General features: G+C 27.8%; 25 protein-coding genes. 8 read left to right on the forward strand and 17 right to left on the reverse strand.

The genetic code is table 11. The features are described 5' to 3' along the window. Window positions 1-66: 66 nt before the first annotated feature. From ACKU4C_RS08575 to ACKU4C_RS08590, 4 genes are all read left to right on the forward strand, one after another. Window positions 67-843 carry a hypothetical protein gene (locus tag ACKU4C_RS08575; protein WP_321311422.1) on the forward strand — a complete coding sequence of 259 codons (777 nt, stop codon included), beginning with the start codon at window positions 67-69 and terminating at the stop codon, window positions 841-843. A gap of 74 nt (window positions 844-917) precedes the next feature. Beyond that, on the forward strand, window positions 918-1,541 hold the full coding sequence (locus ACKU4C_RS08580; protein ID WP_321311423.1) for a LysE family translocator: 624 nt from the start codon (window positions 918-920) through the stop codon (window positions 1,539-1,541). Between the two features lie 32 nt (window positions 1,542-1,573). Beyond that, window positions 1,574-2,713, forward strand: coding sequence for an MFS transporter (locus ACKU4C_RS08585; RefSeq protein WP_321311424.1), 1,140 nt, complete (start codon window positions 1,574-1,576; stop codon window positions 2,711-2,713). A gap of 338 nt (window positions 2,714-3,051) precedes the next feature. After that, entirely contained in the window at window positions 3,052-3,696 is a 645-nt protein-coding gene (locus ACKU4C_RS08590; protein WP_321311426.1) for a hypothetical protein, read from the forward strand. Between the two features lie 61 nt (window positions 3,697-3,757). On the opposite strand, the gene ACKU4C_RS08595 is transcribed toward ACKU4C_RS08590, so the two are convergent. From ACKU4C_RS08595 to ACKU4C_RS08610, 4 genes are read right to left on the reverse strand one after another with little or no spacing between them, the layout of a single operon-like run. Next, window positions 3,758-4,459, reverse strand: coding sequence for a hypothetical protein (locus ACKU4C_RS08595; RefSeq protein WP_321311427.1), 702 nt, complete (start codon window positions 4,457-4,459; stop codon window positions 3,758-3,760). Then, window positions 4,431-5,657: a DUF2201 family putative metallopeptidase gene (locus ACKU4C_RS08600; protein WP_321311429.1), complete on the reverse strand. Its 1,227-nt coding sequence runs from the start codon at window positions 5,655-5,657 to the stop codon at window positions 4,431-4,433. Before ACKU4C_RS08600 ends, ACKU4C_RS08595 begins: the two co-directional genes overlap by 29 nt. Then, window positions 5,641-6,651 (reverse strand): MoxR family ATPase, encoded by a 1,011-nt coding sequence (locus tag ACKU4C_RS08605; RefSeq protein ID WP_321311443.1) that lies wholly within the window; start codon window positions 6,649-6,651, stop codon window positions 5,641-5,643. Before ACKU4C_RS08605 ends, ACKU4C_RS08600 begins: the two co-directional genes overlap by 17 nt. Before the next feature lie 49 nt (window positions 6,652-6,700). After that, on the reverse strand, window positions 6,701-7,102 hold the full coding sequence (locus tag ACKU4C_RS08610) for a hemerythrin family protein (protein WP_321311445.1): 402 nt from the start codon (window positions 7,100-7,102) through the stop codon (window positions 6,701-6,703). A 132-nt stretch (window positions 7,103-7,234) separates the two neighbouring features. On the opposite strand from ACKU4C_RS08610, the gene sfsA reads away from it, so the two are divergent. Beyond that, window positions 7,235-7,927 carry a DNA/RNA nuclease SfsA gene (sfsA, locus tag ACKU4C_RS08615; RefSeq protein ID WP_321311446.1) on the forward strand — a complete coding sequence of 231 codons (693 nt, stop codon included), beginning with the start codon at window positions 7,235-7,237 and terminating at the stop codon, window positions 7,925-7,927. A gap of 82 nt (window positions 7,928-8,009) precedes the next feature. Further along, window positions 8,010-8,210, forward strand: a complete 201-nt coding sequence (locus tag ACKU4C_RS08620) for a DUF2892 domain-containing protein (protein WP_321311448.1) — start codon at window positions 8,010-8,012, stop codon at window positions 8,208-8,210. Here the strand turns inward: ACKU4C_RS08620 and ACKU4C_RS08625 are convergent. The 6 genes from ACKU4C_RS08625 to ACKU4C_RS08650 form a co-directional block, all read right to left on the reverse strand. Next, entirely contained in the window at window positions 8,207-9,313 is a 1,107-nt protein-coding gene (locus ACKU4C_RS08625; RefSeq protein WP_321311450.1) for a PQQ-dependent sugar dehydrogenase, read from the reverse strand. The genes ACKU4C_RS08620 and ACKU4C_RS08625 overlap by 4 nt on opposite strands. 75 nt (window positions 9,314-9,388) lie before the next feature. Next, a complete protein-coding gene (locus ACKU4C_RS08630; protein ID WP_321311452.1) occupies window positions 9,389-10,123 on the reverse strand; it encodes an IclR family transcriptional regulator in 735 nt (244 codons plus the stop codon). Between the two features lie 44 nt (window positions 10,124-10,167). Continuing rightward, window positions 10,168-10,728, reverse strand: coding sequence for a DJ-1/PfpI family protein (locus ACKU4C_RS08635; RefSeq protein WP_321311454.1), 561 nt, complete (start codon window positions 10,726-10,728; stop codon window positions 10,168-10,170). Between the two features lie 96 nt (window positions 10,729-10,824). Further along, window positions 10,825-11,532 carry an alpha/beta fold hydrolase gene (locus ACKU4C_RS08640; protein ID WP_321311456.1) on the reverse strand — a complete coding sequence of 236 codons (708 nt, stop codon included), beginning with the start codon at window positions 11,530-11,532 and terminating at the stop codon, window positions 10,825-10,827. A 43-nt stretch (window positions 11,533-11,575) separates the two neighbouring features. Further along, window positions 11,576-12,271 carry an alpha/beta fold hydrolase gene (locus ACKU4C_RS08645; RefSeq protein ID WP_321311458.1) on the reverse strand — a complete coding sequence of 232 codons (696 nt, stop codon included), beginning with the start codon at window positions 12,269-12,271 and terminating at the stop codon, window positions 11,576-11,578. Between the two features lie 62 nt (window positions 12,272-12,333). Continuing rightward, window positions 12,334-12,861: a GrpB family protein gene (locus tag ACKU4C_RS08650; RefSeq protein ID WP_321311460.1), complete on the reverse strand. Its 528-nt coding sequence runs from the start codon at window positions 12,859-12,861 to the stop codon at window positions 12,334-12,336. Window positions 12,862-12,961: 100 nt separating this feature from the next. Here ACKU4C_RS08650 and ACKU4C_RS08655 point away from each other — a divergent pair, with 100 nt between their 5' ends. Beyond that, complete coding sequence (locus tag ACKU4C_RS08655) at window positions 12,962-13,357, forward strand: hypothetical protein (protein WP_321311462.1); 396 nt, start codon at window positions 12,962-12,964, stop codon at window positions 13,355-13,357. Between the two features lies 1 nt (window position 13,358). Here the strand turns inward: ACKU4C_RS08655 and ACKU4C_RS08660 are convergent, their stop codons facing one another. Together ACKU4C_RS08660 and ACKU4C_RS08665 are read right to left on the reverse strand one after the other, a co-directional pair. Then, window positions 13,359-14,657: an APC family permease gene (locus tag ACKU4C_RS08660; RefSeq protein WP_321311464.1), complete on the reverse strand. Its 1,299-nt coding sequence runs from the start codon at window positions 14,655-14,657 to the stop codon at window positions 13,359-13,361. A 49-nt stretch (window positions 14,658-14,706) separates the two neighbouring features. Next, on the reverse strand, window positions 14,707-15,138 hold the full coding sequence (locus tag ACKU4C_RS08665; RefSeq protein WP_321311466.1) for a globin: 432 nt from the start codon (window positions 15,136-15,138) through the stop codon (window positions 14,707-14,709). A 313-nt stretch (window positions 15,139-15,451) separates the two neighbouring features. On the opposite strand from ACKU4C_RS08665, the gene ACKU4C_RS08670 reads away from it, so the two are divergent. Next, complete coding sequence (locus ACKU4C_RS08670; RefSeq protein WP_321311467.1) at window positions 15,452-15,670, forward strand: cold-shock protein; 219 nt, start codon at window positions 15,452-15,454, stop codon at window positions 15,668-15,670. Window positions 15,671-15,704: 34 nt separating this feature from the next. On the opposite strand, the gene ACKU4C_RS08675 is transcribed toward ACKU4C_RS08670, so the two are convergent. From ACKU4C_RS08675 to ACKU4C_RS08695, 5 genes are all read right to left on the reverse strand, one after another. Continuing rightward, a complete protein-coding gene (locus ACKU4C_RS08675) occupies window positions 15,705-16,193 on the reverse strand; it encodes an N-acetyltransferase family protein (RefSeq protein ID WP_321311471.1) in 489 nt (162 codons plus the stop codon). Between the two features lie 8 nt (window positions 16,194-16,201). Further along, window positions 16,202-16,441 carry a GlsB/YeaQ/YmgE family stress response membrane protein gene (locus ACKU4C_RS08680; protein ID WP_321311473.1) on the reverse strand — a complete coding sequence of 80 codons (240 nt, stop codon included), beginning with the start codon at window positions 16,439-16,441 and terminating at the stop codon, window positions 16,202-16,204. Window positions 16,442-16,533: 92 nt separating this feature from the next. Next, a complete protein-coding gene (locus tag ACKU4C_RS08685; protein ID WP_321311476.1) occupies window positions 16,534-17,103 on the reverse strand; it encodes a pentapeptide repeat-containing protein in 570 nt (189 codons plus the stop codon). A gap of 5 nt (window positions 17,104-17,108) precedes the next feature. Continuing rightward, window positions 17,109-17,576, reverse strand: coding sequence for an ATPase P (locus tag ACKU4C_RS08690; protein WP_321311477.1), 468 nt, complete (start codon window positions 17,574-17,576; stop codon window positions 17,109-17,111). Next, window positions 17,573-18,565, reverse strand: coding sequence for an oxidoreductase family protein (locus ACKU4C_RS08695; RefSeq protein ID WP_321311479.1), 993 nt, complete (start codon window positions 18,563-18,565; stop codon window positions 17,573-17,575). The genes ACKU4C_RS08690 and ACKU4C_RS08695 overlap by 4 nt, the downstream gene beginning before the upstream one ends. Window positions 18,566-18,570 lie beyond the last annotated feature (5 nt).

Consider the following 18,570-nt stretch of genomic DNA (forward strand, 5'->3'; position numbering starts at 1 on the left):
AAATATTGCTCTCCTCAACTGTTAGGAGTACAAATGTTTTTTTCTTCTTATTCAAAGGTTTTGTAAATGAAAGAAGTATTAACTTGCTATATGTGTGATAGTATTGCAACAACAAAAGAACATGTACCACCAAAATGCCTTTTCCCTGAAAAAAAAGATATAGGAAATGACAAATATAGATTACATCTAATGACTGTACCTTCATGTGAAGAACATAATAATACAAAGTCAGATGATGACGAGTTTTTGATGGTTAGTTTAGCTGGAATTTTAGGTAACAATTCAATAGGCTATATACACTCTCAAGGAAAAGTACTGAGAGCAATTCGTAGAAGCTCATATAAACTTCTTAAAAAAGTATTTTTAAATAGTAAAAATGTAAAATTAGAAATTAAAGATAATAAATTTGTAGATATTATTATAGGTACACCTGATGTATTAAGATTAAAAAAATCATTTGAACATATTGCTTATGGAATTTATTATTACCATTTTAATAAGCGATTTGATGGGATAGTTAAAATATTTATGGATTTTATATATTATTCAAAGAAGAATCACCAAAATTATAAAGATATTATAAGAGATAAGGTTAATTTTGAATCTAAAGATAAAGAAAAATTTGGCGAAAATAAAGATGTATTTTATTATCAGTTTCTAGATGAAGATGAATACGGACTGTTGACTTTAAAGCTATGTTTTTATGGTAGAATTGAAGTATATGCAGTATTTGCTAAAAGTGATTTTGAACTTCCTGGGGGAATGTATTTAATGAATAAGTTAATAGATAATGGAATGAAAGTCATCGTTAAAGAAGATAACACAACATATGAGTTTAACTAACTCCTAACAAGAAATATTTGACCCTGCGGTTCAAATATTTCTCAACTCAACCATTATACAAAAGGAGTTTTAAAATGGAAACAGTTACATTAGTTTTTCTACTAACATCAACAGTTATTATCTTAACACCAGGGCAAGATATGATTATAGTTATGTCTCGTTCAATTGCTCAAGGACAAAAAGCTGGAATAATGACTGCCTTTGGAGTAAGTGTTGAATTATTAGGACATACATTATTAGCTACATTAGGTTTAGGTGCTTTACTATTAGCATCAGAATTTTTATTTAATATTGTAAAACTAATTGGTGCAGGATATTTAATTTATATTGGATATCAACTTTTTAGAAGTAAAGATCATACTATGAATATAAAAGATTTACCAAAGGTATCTTACAAAAAAATGTTTATACAAGGAGTATTATCAAATATAATGAATCCAAAAATTGCTATATTTTATTTTTCCTATTTACCCCAATTTGTAATACCAAATAATGGAAATGAAACAATGCAACTTTTTATATTAGGGTTTACATTTGCTATTCTAACTTTTTTTATTAAAGCACCAATAGGATTTATATCTGGATTATTATCTTTTTGGATAAAAACGAGACCTATTATTTTAAAAAATATCTATAGAACTAGCGGTATTATTTTAATCGGATTAGGTTTTAAACTTGCACTAGAAGAAAGAAACTAATAAATTTAATATTATTTATAAAAGAGGTTGATATGAAAAATATAGATAAAAACATTTTTGCACTTGGATGGGTAAGTTTTTTTACCGATATGGCCTCTTCAATGATCACTGTCCTACTTCCTATATTTGTGGTGTATATATTGAACGAGGGGGTTGACAAGCTTGGGATTATTATTGCAATAGCCACCTTTGTGTCTTATATATTCAGAATAGTTTTTGGGTATTTGAGCGACAAATATGAAATAGTCAAACCTTTTGTGCTAAGTGGGTATCTCATCTCCGCTCTTATTAAACCACTTTTTTCTTTTAGCGAAAGTTTTGTAAGCGTCGCCTTTTTAAGGGGAGTGGAGCGAATGGGAAAAGCTGTAAGAAGTGCCTCAAAAGATTCTCTTATAAGCAGTTTTGCAAAAGAAAAGATGCATGGAAGAACCTTTGGTTTTCATAAGATGATGGATATATCAGGGGAACTTTGCGGTGCCGTGATTCTATTCTTTATATTTTTCTATTTTACAAAAGATGAGAGTACCATACGGGCAATATTCCAATTTACTGCAATTCCTGGACTATTTGCTGTTGTTATCATGATATTTTTTGTCAGCGATGCACCCAAGCTCAAAAAGAGAGACAGTGTAGTAAACAAAAAGGACTACAAGCTTTTCCCTTTTCTTTTTATCTATTTTTCTTTTCTATTTTTTATTGTAAGTGAGCAGTTTTTTATAGTTTATGCAAAACAGGAAGGGTTTGATTTGTCCATTATCCCACTTTTTATTATGCTTTTTACCTTCGTTCAGACCCTTACTAGCTATTACGGTGGCTTATTAAGCGACAGAATCGGAAGCTATAAAATAATGCTTTTGGCTTTTGTGTTCGGGATATTATCTATCCTTAGCGTTAAATTCAATCTTTGGCTATCATTTGGCTTTTTGGGGCTGTTCACTGTTCTAAGCCTTAATGCCTTAAGGAGTTATATCTCAGCAAATGCAACCTCAAAAGGGTTCGTATTCGGTATTTTTTACGGGGGAGTTGCACTATTTAGCTCTCTTGGAGCTTTGGTAATAGGTTATATCTGGCACCATTTTGGGCTAGAAAACGTTTTGATATTTAGTATTACAGGGATGGTATCTGTAACCTTAATGCTGATTTTAAAAGGAGAGAAAGAAGAGATTTTGTAAGAAACTTACCAAGTTGAGTATTTTTTTATACATTAAACTTCAAAAGTTAAATCTGCACTTGATTCCATTGGTACAAGGATAAACCATCAGCCATTTTCCGTTTCATTTATAAAAAAATAAAACCATAGAAAAAAAGTTTAAATCTAGATCTCAAATTCATAGATGAACTTCTAGAAAGTTAATTTTTGACTTTCTAAACTATTTCATATATAATTTAAGTTAAGAATGATTAATAGTTTGAAATACAGAATATTTCTTTAATTATATATCAATATTTTAGTTGTTAAAAGAAAAAAAGTATATATTAAAAATACTTCTGTTAATTAAAAGGATTAACAATGTCACTATCCGTTCAAGAAAAAGCTACTGTAAGTAATCTAAACACTTATTCAAATAATAAAAAAGAAAATACGACCTCTGTAAACGCAACTAATGTGTCTAAAAATGAGCAGGTATCACAAACGACAAAATTAACTTCAGAAGAAAATATGATACTATTTAAAAAAGAATTTTATCAGGATTTAGAAAAGATACAACGTCATGGTAGTGTAAAAAATGCTGCCATTAATATTTCAGATAAGGCATTTGAAAAAATGCAAAAAGACCCAGAATATAAAGAAAAAATACTTTCTCTTTTACAGAGAGATTTGAGCTCATCATATGCACCAAGAGATACTTCGGTACTCTTAACAGTAGGGGAATCATTGTCTCAATACAGAGGAGATTCATGGCCAACGAGCAATGATTCTGAATTTTGGGGACGATCAAAAAATAGTTTTTTTATGAAAACAGATGATAAAAATAATGATGATAGAAAACTCAATAAAGAGGCATATTTCAAACGTTTAGAAGAACAACAGTTTTTAGCACAACAATTTTTTGAACAACAAAACAAACTACAGGAATTAGCCAAAGCTAAAAATCAAGAAGATATACTTTTTTTTAAAGCTAATCAAAAATATACAGAAATGCAAAATTTATAACAAATTATTTCTCAACTCAACCATTATGAATATCATCTTAAGCTAAACTTTTTAAAATTGACTAATCTAGCTTATTTGCCAACTTCTGTAAACCTTTTTTCTGCAAAATATGTAAATCACTATTTTCTATCCAGTCCATGCTTTTTTCTTTGTAATAATCTAAAATAATCCTATGAATAGATTCTTTTTTTTCAATAATCTCTTCTAAATACTCTTTTAATTCACTATTATCCATCTCTTCAAAATCTGCTAACTTTATATACAATGCTGTTTTTAAATCTTCATCTATAAACTCACAAGCACGATTTAAAAATTTTGTAGCTTCTATTTCACAAGCTTTTATGTCGTTCCACTTTCTTCCATTTTTTAGCTGGTCTACAGCTACTGGTAAAAATACAGCTACTAAATCTAATACTTGATTTAATTCTTTGAAATCATCATCAACTAAACTTCTAAAAAGCATTCTTGTTCTGTTTCTGATTTTTACTCGCAAGTTTTCTTTTGCAATAACATCTTTATGTAATAGTTGAAATCTTTTAAGGGCTGGTAGTTTTGAGTGGTTGAAAGCCATAATAGATACAAGAGGTTCTTTATCTGCTATTTGTTCCTCTATTGAGCCATTTGGTCTACAAAATGCCCAATAGAGTCTAGCTTCCATATCTTCATGGTTTAAATACTTTTCATCACCTAAGGTTTCAAAATCTTCTTTATCTTTTAACTCTTCAACCTCATCTTTATAGGTCAAATTGAATAACTCTTCCAAATCTTTCAAACCTCGTAATATTTTTCTTTTCACTTATAACAAAAAGTGTTGTACAAACCAAAGATTGACTTATTTCAAACTCACCATCACTTAAAACCATAAGTAGATTATTACTTTTTATATCACTAGATTTTTTTAAAAACCTAAGAACTTCATCAAAATCTGTTCCTCCATCACTTTTAGGGATAAATAAATCATCTTCAACCAAAGGATTAAAAGAATCAAAGTTTATAATATGTTCCTCTTTAACCTTTAAATCAAAAGGAAGTACAGTAACTTTATATTCATAAAAACCATCACACACATCTTTTACTACACCTAGAAACTTTTTATACTCATCCAAAGTCACACTTGAACTACTATCAAGGGCTATATAAACTTCTATTAGTTCATCACTTTTTTTACTTCCAGGAAGATAAAGTCCGGTATGAATAAATCTTTTATTTGGTCTTTCGTAAGTAGTTGTTTTTTCAAATAAAGAGGAGATTAGATACTCTTTTAACATATCTTGCAGTGATATTTCAGGTTTTATTAGAGTATCTATTTCAATTTGCATCCCAACATACTCCTTTGAACTCTTTTTAGCAATAGATAAAGCTTGAATTATAATACCATCAAGTTTTTCCCTTTCCCCCTCATTTGTCTTATCATCATTTACCTCTTCTAAATCCATCTTTAATTCATCATAGATATGTGCTTTTAAATCCCCTTTTTCATTTGGAGTTGTTTTTATCTCCTGCTCTTTTTTCTCTTGGCTACTTGAGTCTTCATTTTCATCTTCTTTATTCTCTTTATACAAGATCTCATAAACCTCTTCCACACACTTATCTTTTAAGTCTAAATCTAATACTTCATCCACAGGCATATTTCCTACATTTGAAAAGCTTGACATGATAAGATTCACAACTAAATCACAAGCTTGGTTCCAAAGCTTTTGTTCTCTAGTTTTTTGTCTATAGGTATGTTTTAAAACTATATGCAATAAAGTGTGAGCATAAAGGTAGGTTATCTCTTCACTTGAATATCTTTCAAGCTTTTTTAAATCAATAAAAATCTCACTACCATTTGTTTGAAAAGCAGAGTTTTTATTCTCTTTGTATATAGTAGGTATTGATAGGGCTAATACAGAAAGAAAAGGATGATTAAACAAAAAATTAATTCTAATTTTTTGAAAAACTTCATCATATGATGTACTCACCATACTCCTCCATCCAAGCATCAAAAGCTTCAAGTTCAGCTATATCTTCATCTTTTACAATAAGGTCTTTTATAAGCATTACATTAAATTCAACTGGTAAGTGTTTTACATACTCAAATAGATTTACTGCCTGCTCGCTGCTTTGTTTATATTTTTCTATAATAGCTGCACATAAAGCATATAAAGCACTTGGCTCTTTGGGTACAACTTCACTTTCTCCTTCAAGGATTGCATCAATATTTGGCAAAGTCTTATAAACTTTTACAAAGGAGATAAACTCAATTCCAGCGGCATACCCTACTGTACCATATATTATAGGATGAAGTGTATTTATCTCTTCATTTTTTTGAATTATATTTGAAAGCATATTCCAAGCTCTTGGGGTACAAAAAGCTGGATTTGTTTCAGTAGAAGAAGGAACTTCCGAACTTAATAAGTCTGGTCTAAAACCTAAAAATCCAATAACAAAAGGATGGATCTCATTTTTAATAGCCCAAACCTTAAAATCATCATATTTTGCTTCAAGAACAATATGAACCATTCTATTTATAAGTGGACTAGGTAGTTTAAAAACAATCCCCTTATCATCTATTTTATTACCGGCACAGATTATTCTCCACCCTTTTGGAAGTGTATATTCCCCTATTTTTCTATCAAGTACAAGTTGGTAAATAGCTGCTTGTACTGATAAAGGAGCTGAATTTAACTCATCTAAAAATAAAATCCCCTGTGAGTCATCATCACTAGGTAAAAAAACTGGCGGCATCCATTTTGTTTGTTCCTTACTAATAGTAGGGATTCCCCTTAAATCAACTGCATCAAGTTGTGAAAGTCTTACATCTATTAGTTGTAAATCATTTTTTTTTGCAATATCATTTACAATATAAGACTTACCAATACCTGGGCTTCCATGGATAAAACAAGGGATATCAGCTTCCAACAAAGCTTCCAATTGTTTATATAATTGGGAAGTTCCAATTGCTGGAGTAATCATAAATATTTCCTATAGAAGTTTTGCATTAAGTCTTGTTTGATTTTATCTTCTAAGAAGCCCACTTATTTGCCTTTTTTAAATATGCTGTTAGATCACTATCCATACTTAAAAGATGTAAATCAAACCAATCTCCAATCTTTTGTGTGTAATATGCTTTTAACATCTTTTTTCCAAAAATTGAATTTGCATTTTTAATAAAGTAATCCATCTCTGCAAGAACTTTTCTATGCTCATCTTTATGTTCTTTACTTCTTGGATAATTGTATTTATCCATTAAGTCTTCTTCAGTTTTAAAATGGATTTTACTATGTTCTAAAAGCGAAATTAGTTTTTGTATATAACTGTTTGTATCTGTTTTATCTACACTGTTATAAATATCTAAAAACTCTTTATGCAAACAATCTATCTCCTTATGGTTCAGTAGATGTTTTTCCTGTTCAAATGGTTTCATACAACTCTCCTTAATAGGCACTACTATGCAATTTTTATTCCATGATTATGTAAACTAATAAGCTTTACCAACAATTGTAATATAAATAAAATCCCAATATAATCAATATTAATAAAATTAAAAAGGGATATTTTGAAATTTGATAAATTATTCAAAGGAAAATTAATAAAAAGATATAAAAGATTTCTTGCAGATATAGTTCTTGAAAGTGGTGAAGAGATAACTGCCCATGTACCAAACAGTGGAGCAATGACAAGTTGTATTGAGCCAGACTGTGAGGTATGGGTTACTTTTCATGATAATCCAAAAAGAAAGTTAAAATATACTTTAGAGTTAACTAAAATGGGTAAAAATCTCATTTGTACAAATACAGGTGTTGCAAATAAATTAGGAATTGAAGCAATTGAAAATGGAACAATAAAAGAGTTACAAGGATATAGTTCTTTAAAACCTGAACAAAAATATGGCCAAAACAGTAGAATAGATATTCTCCTTGAAAATGAAGATAAAAAATGTTTTGTCGAAATTAAAAGTGTAACGTTAAAAATTGATGATATGTTAGCATTTCCTGATGCTATTACTAGTAGAGGAGAAAAACATCTAAATGAACTTTGTGAGATGGTAAATCAAGGACATAGAGCTGTAATGTTATATATAATTCAAAGAACAGATGATTTACCTTTTAGATTAGCAAGTGAAATTGATAAAAAATATGCACAAACTTTTAAAGAAGTTTTATCAAAAGGTGTTGAAGTTTTAGTATATCAATCTACTATATCTTTGGAAGAGATTAATATAAATAAACAATGCAAAATAGAATTATAAGTTTTACTTAACTTATTTTTTAAAACTATAATAAGTTTTATTAATATATAATTGGCTAAAAATTATAAAGGCAAATTATATTATGAATAAATTTGACAAGTTTAGAAACTTTTGTAGAAAGTTTAGAATTATTTTAGGGATTGTGTTAATTGCAATTGGGGTTTATACAGGAATATATTGGTTCTACTTAGGAATTATTCCTTTAGTTGCAGGACTTACTGACTTCTGTCCTACTTGTATGATTACTAAAAAATGTACTCCTAAAAACCTTCAAAATGGTTAATTAGGAACTATTCTATATATATTTCCACTATCTGTGGAGATATATATTAGTCCATCAGGAGATTCAACTACATCTCTTATTCTTTCATTTAAATCATTTAATAATCTTTCCTCTTTTACTACTCTAAAATTATTATCTAAAACTATTCTATTTAAATGTGTTAACTTTAAAGCACCAATAAAAATATTTCCTTTAAATGCCGAAAATCTATTTCCATTGTAAACTAATAAAGAGCTAGGAGCTATTGATGGATCATAATACTTTATTGGTTGCATCATTCCCTCTTTATGTGTCCCCTCTCCTACTGATAAGGGGTTCCAATACTCTTTTCCATAAGAGATAGTAGGCCATCCATAATTTTGACCTTTATATATAACATTTATTTCATCTCCACCTCTTGGTCCATGCTCACTACTAAAAATAGTTTTTCTATATTTATCATAAAATAAACCTTGTGGATTTCTATGTCCATAAGAATAAATTTCAGGTAATTTTTCATATTGATTTATAAAAGGATTATCTTTTGGGATAGTACCATCTATATTTAATCTTATAATTGTTCCTGCATGATTATTCAGATCTTGTGCATTTACTCTAACGCCTCTTTCTCCAACACTAAAAAAGATATGTCCCTCTTCATCAAAAGTTATTCTACTTCCAAAATGTCTTGAAGTCCCTGAATTAGATTTTGTTACTAATATATCTTTCCATTCATATAAATCATTATATCTATATTTAGCCTTTGCTAGTGCCGTTACAATCTGCGTACCATACTCTTTTACATAGGTGAAAAAAATTGTTCTGTCATTTTTAAAGTTAGGAGATACTGCCACATCAAGAAGACCACCTTGTCCTCTATTTACTACAAAAGGAGTATTTTTAATATATTTAGTCACTTTACTTTTTAAATTATAAGTTGCAATATTACCATTTTTCATAGCAAATATAATCTCTTCATTTGAAAGAAAATCCAATGACCAAACTATATCATTAACACTAATAATTCTTTGAAGTTCAAGATTCATATTTTCACTAGAAAATCTTAAAATTGTTTGAGAAAACAAAAACATAGGAAATAAAATAATTAAAAAATATTTTTTCATAAAATACTCCTTTTTATTATTATTCTATTATATTTTAATAGACTTATATTTATTATAAAAAAAAGGATTAATTTTTTAACATTTGATATTGTATCTATCTACTATATCTATTATATCTTTACCTAATTGATTTAATTTTTCAAAAGATAATCTATCTTTTGTACCTGATATCCCCACAGCCCCTACTAAGATATTTTCATGATTAAAAATTGGTACACCAACACAACGCATATTATCTTGATATTCACTGTTATCTAAAGAGTATCCATTTATTAAAACTTCATCTAAAGTTTTTTTGAAAGATTTAATATCTGTAATTGTATTACTAGTATAGGGTTCTAATTTTATATTTTCTAAACTATAGTTTCCAAAAGCTAAAATAGATTTTCCTAAAGCATTTGTGTGTAAAGGAGCTTGTAAACCTATACTATTTCTTGTTTTAATTTTTCTATTTGAATAATCAATTTGATTTAGATATAAAAGTTTATTGTTATCAATTATTCCTAAATATGAGCACTCTTTTGTTTTTTTATGTATCTCTTCCAATAAAGGTTTTGTTTTTTGAATAAGTAATTCTATTCTAGTTTTTTTTGATTCAATATTTTCTAAACTTCTAGGAAATATTTCATTACTATTATCCAAATAAAGGATATATCCTTCATCTTTTAAAGTCTGAAGAATTCTTGACATTGTACTTTTATTTATAGATAATCTGTCACATAATAAAGTAGCAGAAATTGGTTTACCATAATTTACAATCTCTTTGTAAACTTGTAAACCCTTTGAGAGTGATTTCAATTGTTGAGACATAAAAATCCTTGATGCAAAACTAAATATTTAGTTTTGCACAAGTTTTATAAAAGTTCATTAAATTTTGCAAGCCATTGTGGATGTGCTGGCCAAGCAGCTGCAGTAACTAAGTTTCCATCAACATATGCTGATTCAAACCCAATATCAACCCATGTACCACCATTTTTATCTACATCAGGAGCACATGCAGGATAACAAGAACAAGTTTTATCTTTAACTATGTCTGCTGCAACTAAAACCTGAATACCATGACAAATAGAAGCAATTGGCTTATTTTTGTCATTGAAATCTTTTACAATATCTAAAACTCTTTGATTTAATCTTATATATTCAGGAGCTCTACCACCAGGAACTACAAGTGCCGCATAAATTGTTTCATCAATCTCATCAAATGTAGCATTTAAAGTAAAATTATGACCTGGCTTCTCTGTATATGTTTGATCACCTTCAAAATCATGAATCGCAGTTTTAATTTGCTCTCCAGCTTTTTTATCAGGACAAACAACATCTACTTCATATCCTAACATCTTTAAACATTGAAAAGGAACCATAAGTTCATAATCTTCTACAAAATCACCAGCTATAATTAATATTCTTTTTGACATTTTCACTCCTTGATTATTTATAAAAATATTATATCAATAGCTTTTAATAAAGAATATATCAGAACTACTAATTAGTTATTGTTTCACTATATGAAACTAAGCTTTACGATTCATCCAACAGATTATCTCTTTTGAGAGAGTCTCAGCCTTTTCTAAAGGTATCATATGGCTACTACCTTCTAAAGGTTTTAATACTACATTTTTAAATCTATTATCAATTTTTTCCATCGATTTAAGATTTAATAACCTATCTTTTTTACTATAAATAAAATTTATTGGAATATTTATTGATAATAACTCTTCATATATATCTTTTCTTTGGAAAGTTGTACTTAATTGAAGTTTATACTCTTCAAGAGAAAAACTATCAAACATATTTTTAATAAGTTTAATTAAATATTTATCTTCTTGATTTTCATCCTCAAGTAATAGTTTTATTTTTTTAGTTGATAAATTAATTGAACCAAAATTATCCATCTGTTTTAAAAATATTTCCCTTTTTTTTATTTCTATTTCACTTAAAGAACTAGGTGTTCCTGCAACTAAAAAAACTCTATTAATATTTTCACTTCTTTTAATAGTATAATATGAAGCGAGATATGCACCCAATGAAAACCCTAATAAATTTATTTTTTCATCTTTTATAAGATTATCTAAATATTTAACTGCATCATCAAAATCTTTAGTTAAAGGAATAGGCAAATATATTAACTCATATTTATCTTCTAGTATTGGATTTATTCTTTCCCATAATAGTTTATTATTCATAAGACCTGGAAGTAAATATATTTTTTCTTTTTTCATCTATTATTATTTTCTATAGTAAATGAATTTTTATAAAAAAAAATTACTCATGAGTCATCCAGTTTTTAATATGAAGACTCAATTCCTTTGAAAACTCTAAAGGTATATTATGACTTGTCCCCTCTCTTGCTACCACTTTTAATCTGTTTTCTTTTTGCAAAATTTCATTAATAGAAGTATGATTTAAAAGCCTATCTTCAGTACTGTAGTATAAACCAATAGGAATATTTAACTTAACTAAATCATCAAATAAATCTTCTCTTTTTAAAGTTGTTGCAAGTTGAGGAACAAAAGCTTTATTTCCTAAGTCATTAAACATCGAAGATACTATATGAATTAACTCTTCATCATCTTTTATCTCTAATAATTCTTTTGCTTTTTCTAAATTTAATGGAGTAAAATTATCTTCTCTTGCTTCTTGAAGTTTTTTTTCTCTTCTAGCAATATCTTTTTCTTCAGTTGAACTAGGTGTTGAACTGACTAAAAACAACCTTTTAATTTTCTCTGGATTTTTCAAAGTATAATAACTAGCTATATAGCCACCTAAAGAAAATCCCAAAATATTAACTTTTTTATTTCCAATTTCTCTATCTAAGTCTTCAATAATCTCATCAAAATCTTCACTTAAAGGGATTTGGAAATGTATTAATTCGTATTCATCTTCTAAGTGTGGAATTAATCTACTCCACAATCTTTTATCGGTCATTAGACCTGGTATTAAATATATTATCTCTTTCATGGATAAAGTTTTAGCAATTTTTTGTTAAAAAGCTTATAAATTTTTATTTGTAACTAATAATTTTATTCTATATTTTCAAGTTCTTCTATCACAGATTTTACAAAAACAGATTTTTCTTTCCCATATTCTTCCTGCTCTATAATACCTTTTTCTAAAATTTCTAATTTTGATTCTTCATATTTTTTTCTAGCCCAAGGGTTTTCAAGCATAAACTCTCTAAACTTTATTTGTTTTCTATGTTCAATACTTCCATTTAAAATAAGATGTATATGGATATTGTATTTTTTTTCATTAAATATAACCATTCCATCTTTTCTTGGTCTTTCTCTTGGAAAAAGTTTTTTCCCTGTTTGATCCTGAAAACCAAGTGATTTAACATAGTTGACTGCTTCTTTAAGTTGATCCATCTCATATAATAAAGATAAATCTATAATACCTTTCCCTGAAACCTTAGCAGAAGTTGACCCTATATGTATTACTTTAAATCTTTCATTTTGTATAAATTCTATTAAACTATTAGCTACATTAAAATACTCTTCATTCCATGGCTTAAAACTTGCATCAACTTTTTCATATTTTAATATTTGCATAATATTTTCCTAAAATAATTTTCATATACATATTATATAATAAATTATAAATAGTAAATAAATTTTTCGATAAAATTTATCTTTATTACAAGGAAAAAGATTGAAAAACCCTTTATTATTATTTTTTGTTACTTTTATTGTGATTATTTCAACTTATCTTTTTATTTTCGGACAAAAAGAAACTCTTGAGATTATAACAAATGAATACCTTTCTATTTTAGCTTTATTTGCAATTATTACTGCACTTATATATTTTAAAATTAAACTAAAAGATTATGAGATAATTGAGTATTTACCAGCAAACAATAATTCACTCAAATCTGTAATTTTGTTTTTCCTATTTTTTGAAATAATTGATTACTTTAGTGAAGATGGATTTATTGGTATGATAAAGCAATGGTTTTTATACTGGATAATGGGACTCATTGCTCTATTTTTAATGGAAACGATAAACTATTATAAAAACTACAAACTAGTAAAAAAAATAAAAAACTAATCTATTTATATTTTCTATTAAAAATTTGTTTTCTTACAAATTTTCCATACAATACCTCAAATAAAATTGATATAAAAATAAATACAAGAAAGATAATAATTGATTGTCTATTTTGCATATATGTATGTATAAGTAAAGTTATAAGGGCAATAAAACTTATGATACAAGAGATTAGAGAAAGATACTTATTAGCTTTTATCTCTTTATGCAATTTTAAAGCGGCAATGTTCACTATAAAAAAAATAAGTAGAAAACTTGCACTCCCAATAATAGCAATTTGTGAAAGGTTTATACTATTTGCTAAAACAATACTAAATAAAGCAGTAACAATAATACTCAAAGACGGAATAGCATCTCTTTCTTTATTAAAAAAAGTTGGTAATTCTCCTTCAATAGCTAAGATATAACCCAATCTTCCATTTCCATAAATTGTTGCATTTATAGCAGAAAATGTGGCTAATAAAGCTGCTATTGCAACTATAGTAAAACCTATTTGACCCAATGCTGGTTTCGCAGCAATAGCTAAAGCATAATCTTTTGCTTCTAAAAGTTTATCTTCACTCACTGCGCCAATTGTAGTAGCAGCAATTAAAATATATAAAACAATTACTAATAAGACTGAACTATAAAATGCTTTAGGAAGATTTGATTTAGGATTTTTAATATCTTCTGCTGAATTTGCTATAAGCTCAAAGCCTTCATAAGCAACAAAAATTATCATACCAGCAACTAAAATAGAAAAACTACCTTCCCATTTTGATGGGGATAATCTTTCAAAATCCAAATATGTAAAACTTGCCACAATTATCAATATTAACAATAACACTTTTATAACAACTATAATAGTTTCTGATTTACTTACAAAAGAAGCACTAATAAGATTAATAAGCAAAGGTAAAAGTATAGCTATTGTTATAAATAGATGATTTAAAATATTACTAGAAGTACCAATTAAAGCTTGTGTATAAGAGGAAAAAGCCACAGCATATAATGATATGGTAACTAAATAACTTAGCCACAGCATAAAATTAACACTTCCTGATAAATAGTTATGTCCAAAGGCTTCATCTATAAAACTTACAGTCCCACCTTTAGTCTGAAATTTCACAGAAAGCTTTGCATATGAATATGAAGTAAAAAGAGCAACAATTCCAGCCATTAAAAAAGCAACAACTGTAGCTCCATGAGCTAAGGATACTGCTTCACCTAATACGGCAAAGATACCACCACCAACCATACCTCCAACACCTATAGATATAGCACCTAATAATCCAATAGATCTTTTATCATCCAAAATCATACCTTCTAATAAAATATATTATTTTAATTAGTTTATATAATATATTATTTTAACTAGCTTTATTTATCATCCAGATTGAAAAAATATTAATATAATTCCAAAATGAATTTTTAAGCTCATCACTTAAATTTGTTTCTTCCATCGCCTGTGCATATTTTTCTAACCAAACAATTCTTGCATTACTATCAATTTCAAAAGGCATATGTCTTGCTACCATTTTTGGAGCTCCTCTACTTTCATTGAAATATTTAGGTCCTCCACAAATTTGTATGAAAAAGTCAGCTGCATGTTTTTTTGCCATTTCTAAACCCTCAACTGTTGAAGGAAAAAGTTCTTTTATCTCACTTTGTGCTAACAAATCATAATGTCTTGCTACCATATTTCTCATTCCATCTTCACCTAAAAACTCTAAAATCTTAGGATTTGGAAGTTCTACATTTGGTCTTTGACCAAAAACTGCCTCAGTAATATTATATTGCATAGTATTCCTTATTTTTTTTTGAGACTTTACAATATTAAGATTTTATAAAAAGCAAAAAAAAATAGTAAATTAAAATATTAATAAACTTTTTTGCTTTTCTTTTATTATTATTAACATATTGATTACATATACTTGCTTTTTATATTTTATTTAGATAAACTGTTAATACAAAAAGATGATAAAAGTTGCATCTTTAGTCTGCTTTATTTTGATAACTACTCGTTTCGATAAAAATAGATCTTAAAAGAACACTTAATATTATATTTTTAACCCGCCTTAGAAATTTGGCACAATTAACAAAACAAGGAAAATAATGGCAACATTAGTAAATGGAACTGTAAAATGGTTCAATAGTGAAAAAGGTTTCGGTTTTATCGAACAAGAAAATGGTGGGAAAGATGTATTTGTACACTATAGACAAATTAATAAATCAGGATACGGTAGAGTTTCACTAGAAGATGGACAAAAAGTAACTTTCGAAATTGCAGAAAGTGACAAAGGTCTACAAGCAGAAAACGTTACTGCTATATAATCTTACCCATAAGCAGCATTTTGCTGCTTACGAATCATAACTTCAACTGCCAAAATTCAACACATAACCACTTATCAAACTTAAACCCTACATCAGGCAAATGTCCAACTTTTTCAAAACCAAATTTTTTATGTAAGCCAATACTTGCTTCATTTGGTACAGTAATTAAACTAAGTAAATTTTTAATACCTAAACTTTTTAATTGTTCAATTAATTGTTTGTATAATATTTTTCCTGCACCTTTACCTATAAATTCGTGGTTTAAATAAACTGAAGGCTCAACTGTAAACCTATAAGCACTTCTATCGTGCCAAAAATGAGCATATGCATACCCTACAATCTTTCCATCAACTTGAGCTACTATCCAAGGAAGTTTTGTATTTTTTAGCTTTTCAAACCTTTTTATCATCTCTTCTTTTGAAACTAATTCTTCTTCAAATGTTATAACAGTATTTTTAATATAATAATTATATATGTTTGTAATTTCATCAAAATCAGAAATATTCGCATCTCTAACTAACATTATATTCCTTATTTTTTTACAATTTTAACAATATAAAGTAATAAAACTGCTCCAACTGTAGAAGTTATAATTGAACCTATAAATCCAGCACTTTTTATTCCTACTAAACCAAATACAAAACCACCAACTATTGCACCAACTATACCTACAGCAATATTACCTATTATTCCAAAACCACCACCTGTCATGATTTTTCCTGCTAGCCAGCCTGCAATTGCTCCAATTAATAAAAATATTAAAATATTCATTTATAGTCCTTTATAATAAGTTATTTAATCATAATTTTAATCATATCCCAAATAATATTAAATAATTAAAAGCTGTATTAGACTTTGAATATTTATTTTATTTTTATTGGAAGTAAACTTAGAAAACTCAAAGCTTCGGGTAGTGAGAATTGTGCTTTTTCTATATCATTGTACTTTGGGTCTATTAGATAGTTTTTAGAATTTTCAAAGTTTGATTTTTTTAAATTATTATTTATAAACACAGTTTGCTCTAAATCACACCCATCAAAAACTGCATTTTCTAAATTACACTCTTCAAATCCAGTATCTTTTATCAAAGAATCAAGAAATTTTATCCTTCTTAAGTCCATTAAATGAAAAGAGTTTTGAGATAAATTGCAAGTTTTAAACTGCACATTAAAAGGCTCATCACAAGAACTCCAAGAAATACCTATTAGTTTTGAATTATCAAATTTTATATCATTAAATGTTGAAGCCTTTAAAACACTAAGTGATAAATCACAATTGATAAATTCACACTCTGTAAACTTACAATTGTCAATAATACTTTTTGAAAAATCACACTTTATAAAAGTACAATTGTCAAAATATATCTTATCTAATTTTTTATCACTATAATTTTCAAACTCCTCTTCCCAGTAATCATTTGTAGTAAAGTTCATTTTATCTAATTTCTCATTGTTGCAATTAGTCTATTTTTATCTCCTAAAAATGAAAAAACATCTTTTATAGATTTTACTAAAATATCTGAATTTAACATAGTTTGAGTACATAAACCTTCATCTTGTAATATTGCTATTCCAAGGATAGATTCCTTTAACATCAACATATCATTTCTTCCATTTCCAACACTTAAAGTAGTATTTGAACCTAACTGCTTTATAAAATCTAATTTACAAATATCTTGTGAATCTTTACCAATAGTTATAACTTTACAATTTGTATTCTCAAGTTCTTTTTCTACAGTACCATATGTATCTGCTGTAATAACATAGAAATCAAAATCTTGAGATAATGAATTTATGCTTTCACTAACACCTGAGATTAGTTTTCCATCTATTGCTATTGTACCATTGTAATCAAATACAATATTTTTTAACTCAAAATCATCTCTTCCTGGAATATCTATTTTCATATTTTCTCTTTTTGTAAATTTTTATTTTTTAAATAAGCTAATGCTTTTGATGTAAGTTCTTCTGAATACTCATTGATTTTAAAATGATTTGGACTCCAACCTTTTAAAAATCTTTGAAAATCAGCCCATGCAACAGAAAACAAAGGTCTCCACTCCTCTTCTAAGTCCTCAATATCAATATTCTTTTGATAATATTCTATTGCATTTTCTAAAGCATCAAAATATGTGTCTAAAATCCACTCTTCATTTTGTTCACAAACTTCAGGTTCAACTGCACTACTCATAAAATATACAATATCTTTCATCCCACAACCATGACCTACATATTGAAAATCAACAGCTGCACAAGAATCTCCCCCACTACTAAAACAAAAGTTTGCTAACTTTGCATCCCCATGTACTATTGTTTGATATTTGCAACTAGTTAACTCAATATCAATGAGTTTTGCAAACTTTTTTAACTCTTTATCTTCTAGTAATTCAAACTCATCAGGTCTAGTATCCAAATGCCAATATGTTCCAATACTCCAAACTATATCACTTTTTGTATTTATATACTTAGCATGAAAATTTGCCAACCACTCAAGAGATGCTTTAAGGTGAGTCTTATAAGCATAAGTTACATTAGATACATAACCTACACTTGCCAAATCTTCCATGACAAGTAACCATTCATTTTCATTTTGAAAACACTTTATCCCTAGTGGCATTCTACATCTCTTGTCAATCTGCTTGGAAAAGTTTTTATACCAATTAACCTCAACCTCATATGAGTGAAGTTTTCTTTGGTGGGATAAATCTGTATTCCAACCACGAGGATGACTTAAAGACTTAGGAAGTTGTATATGTTTTATTATAATACTTTTTTTAGGAAATTTTAGGCGGACTAGCTCACCATAACCACTCCACAAGACTTGGATAGTCTCTATTGCTACTAGTCTACCTAAATTGAATTCATCTCCAATATTCTGATATAATTCACTATTCATAAAAA

This window comes from Halarcobacter sp. (assembly GCF_963676935.1).
Taxonomy (GTDB): domain Bacteria; phylum Campylobacterota; class Campylobacteria; order Campylobacterales; family Arcobacteraceae; genus Halarcobacter.

Excerpts from the sequence above, each read along its gene's own strand:
- ACKU4C_RS08640 (WP_321311456.1), bottom strand. The coding sequence starts at position 11,532 with ATGAAAAAAGAAAAAATATATTTACTTCCAGGTCTTATGAATAATAAA.
- ACKU4C_RS08680 (WP_321311473.1), bottom strand. The coding sequence starts at position 16,441 with ATGAATATTTTAATATTTTTATTAATTGGAGCAATTGCAGGCTGGCTA.
- ACKU4C_RS08580 (WP_321311423.1), top strand. The coding sequence starts at position 918 with ATGGAAACAGTTACATTAGTTTTTCTACTAACATCAACAGTTATTATC.
- ACKU4C_RS08620 (WP_321311448.1), top strand. The coding sequence starts at position 8,010 with ATGAATAAATTTGACAAGTTTAGAAACTTTTGTAGAAAGTTTAGAATT.
- ACKU4C_RS08635 (WP_321311454.1), bottom strand. The coding sequence starts at position 10,728 with ATGTCAAAAAGAATATTAATTATAGCTGGTGATTTTGTAGAAGATTAT.
- ACKU4C_RS08630 (WP_321311452.1), bottom strand. The coding sequence starts at position 10,123 with ATGTCTCAACAATTGAAATCACTCTCAAAGGGTTTACAAGTTTACAAA.
- ACKU4C_RS08695 (WP_321311479.1), bottom strand. The coding sequence starts at position 18,565 with ATGAATAGTGAATTATATCAGAATATTGGAGATGAATTCAATTTAGGT.
- ACKU4C_RS08575 (WP_321311422.1), top strand. The coding sequence starts at position 67 with ATGAAAGAAGTATTAACTTGCTATATGTGTGATAGTATTGCAACAACA.
- ACKU4C_RS08660 (WP_321311464.1), bottom strand. The coding sequence starts at position 14,657 with ATGATTTTGGATGATAAAAGATCTATTGGATTATTAGGTGCTATATCT.
- ACKU4C_RS08605 (WP_321311443.1), bottom strand. The coding sequence starts at position 6,651 with ATGATTACTCCAGCAATTGGAACTTCCCAATTATATAAACAATTGGAA.
- ACKU4C_RS08690 (WP_321311477.1), bottom strand. The coding sequence starts at position 17,576 with ATGAAAATAGATATTCCAGGAAGAGATGATTTTGAGTTAAAAAATATT.
- ACKU4C_RS08670 (WP_321311467.1), top strand. The coding sequence starts at position 15,452 with ATGGCAACATTAGTAAATGGAACTGTAAAATGGTTCAATAGTGAAAAA.
- ACKU4C_RS08590 (WP_321311426.1), top strand. The coding sequence starts at position 3,052 with ATGTCACTATCCGTTCAAGAAAAAGCTACTGTAAGTAATCTAAACACT.
- ACKU4C_RS08610 (WP_321311445.1), bottom strand. The coding sequence starts at position 7,102 with ATGAAACCATTTGAACAGGAAAAACATCTACTGAACCATAAGGAGATA.
- ACKU4C_RS08585 (WP_321311424.1), top strand. The coding sequence starts at position 1,574 with ATGAAAAATATAGATAAAAACATTTTTGCACTTGGATGGGTAAGTTTT.
- ACKU4C_RS08665 (WP_321311466.1), bottom strand. The coding sequence starts at position 15,138 with ATGCAATATAATATTACTGAGGCAGTTTTTGGTCAAAGACCAAATGTA.
- ACKU4C_RS08650 (WP_321311460.1), bottom strand. The coding sequence starts at position 12,861 with ATGCAAATATTAAAATATGAAAAAGTTGATGCAAGTTTTAAGCCATGG.
- ACKU4C_RS08645 (WP_321311458.1), bottom strand. The coding sequence starts at position 12,271 with ATGAAAGAGATAATATATTTAATACCAGGTCTAATGACCGATAAAAGA.
- ACKU4C_RS08675 (WP_321311471.1), bottom strand. The coding sequence starts at position 16,193 with ATGTTAGTTAGAGATGCGAATATTTCTGATTTTGATGAAATTACAAAC.
- ACKU4C_RS08625 (WP_321311450.1), bottom strand. The coding sequence starts at position 9,313 with ATGAAAAAATATTTTTTAATTATTTTATTTCCTATGTTTTTGTTTTCT.
- ACKU4C_RS08685 (WP_321311476.1), bottom strand. The coding sequence starts at position 17,103 with ATGAACTTTACTACAAATGATTACTGGGAAGAGGAGTTTGAAAATTAT.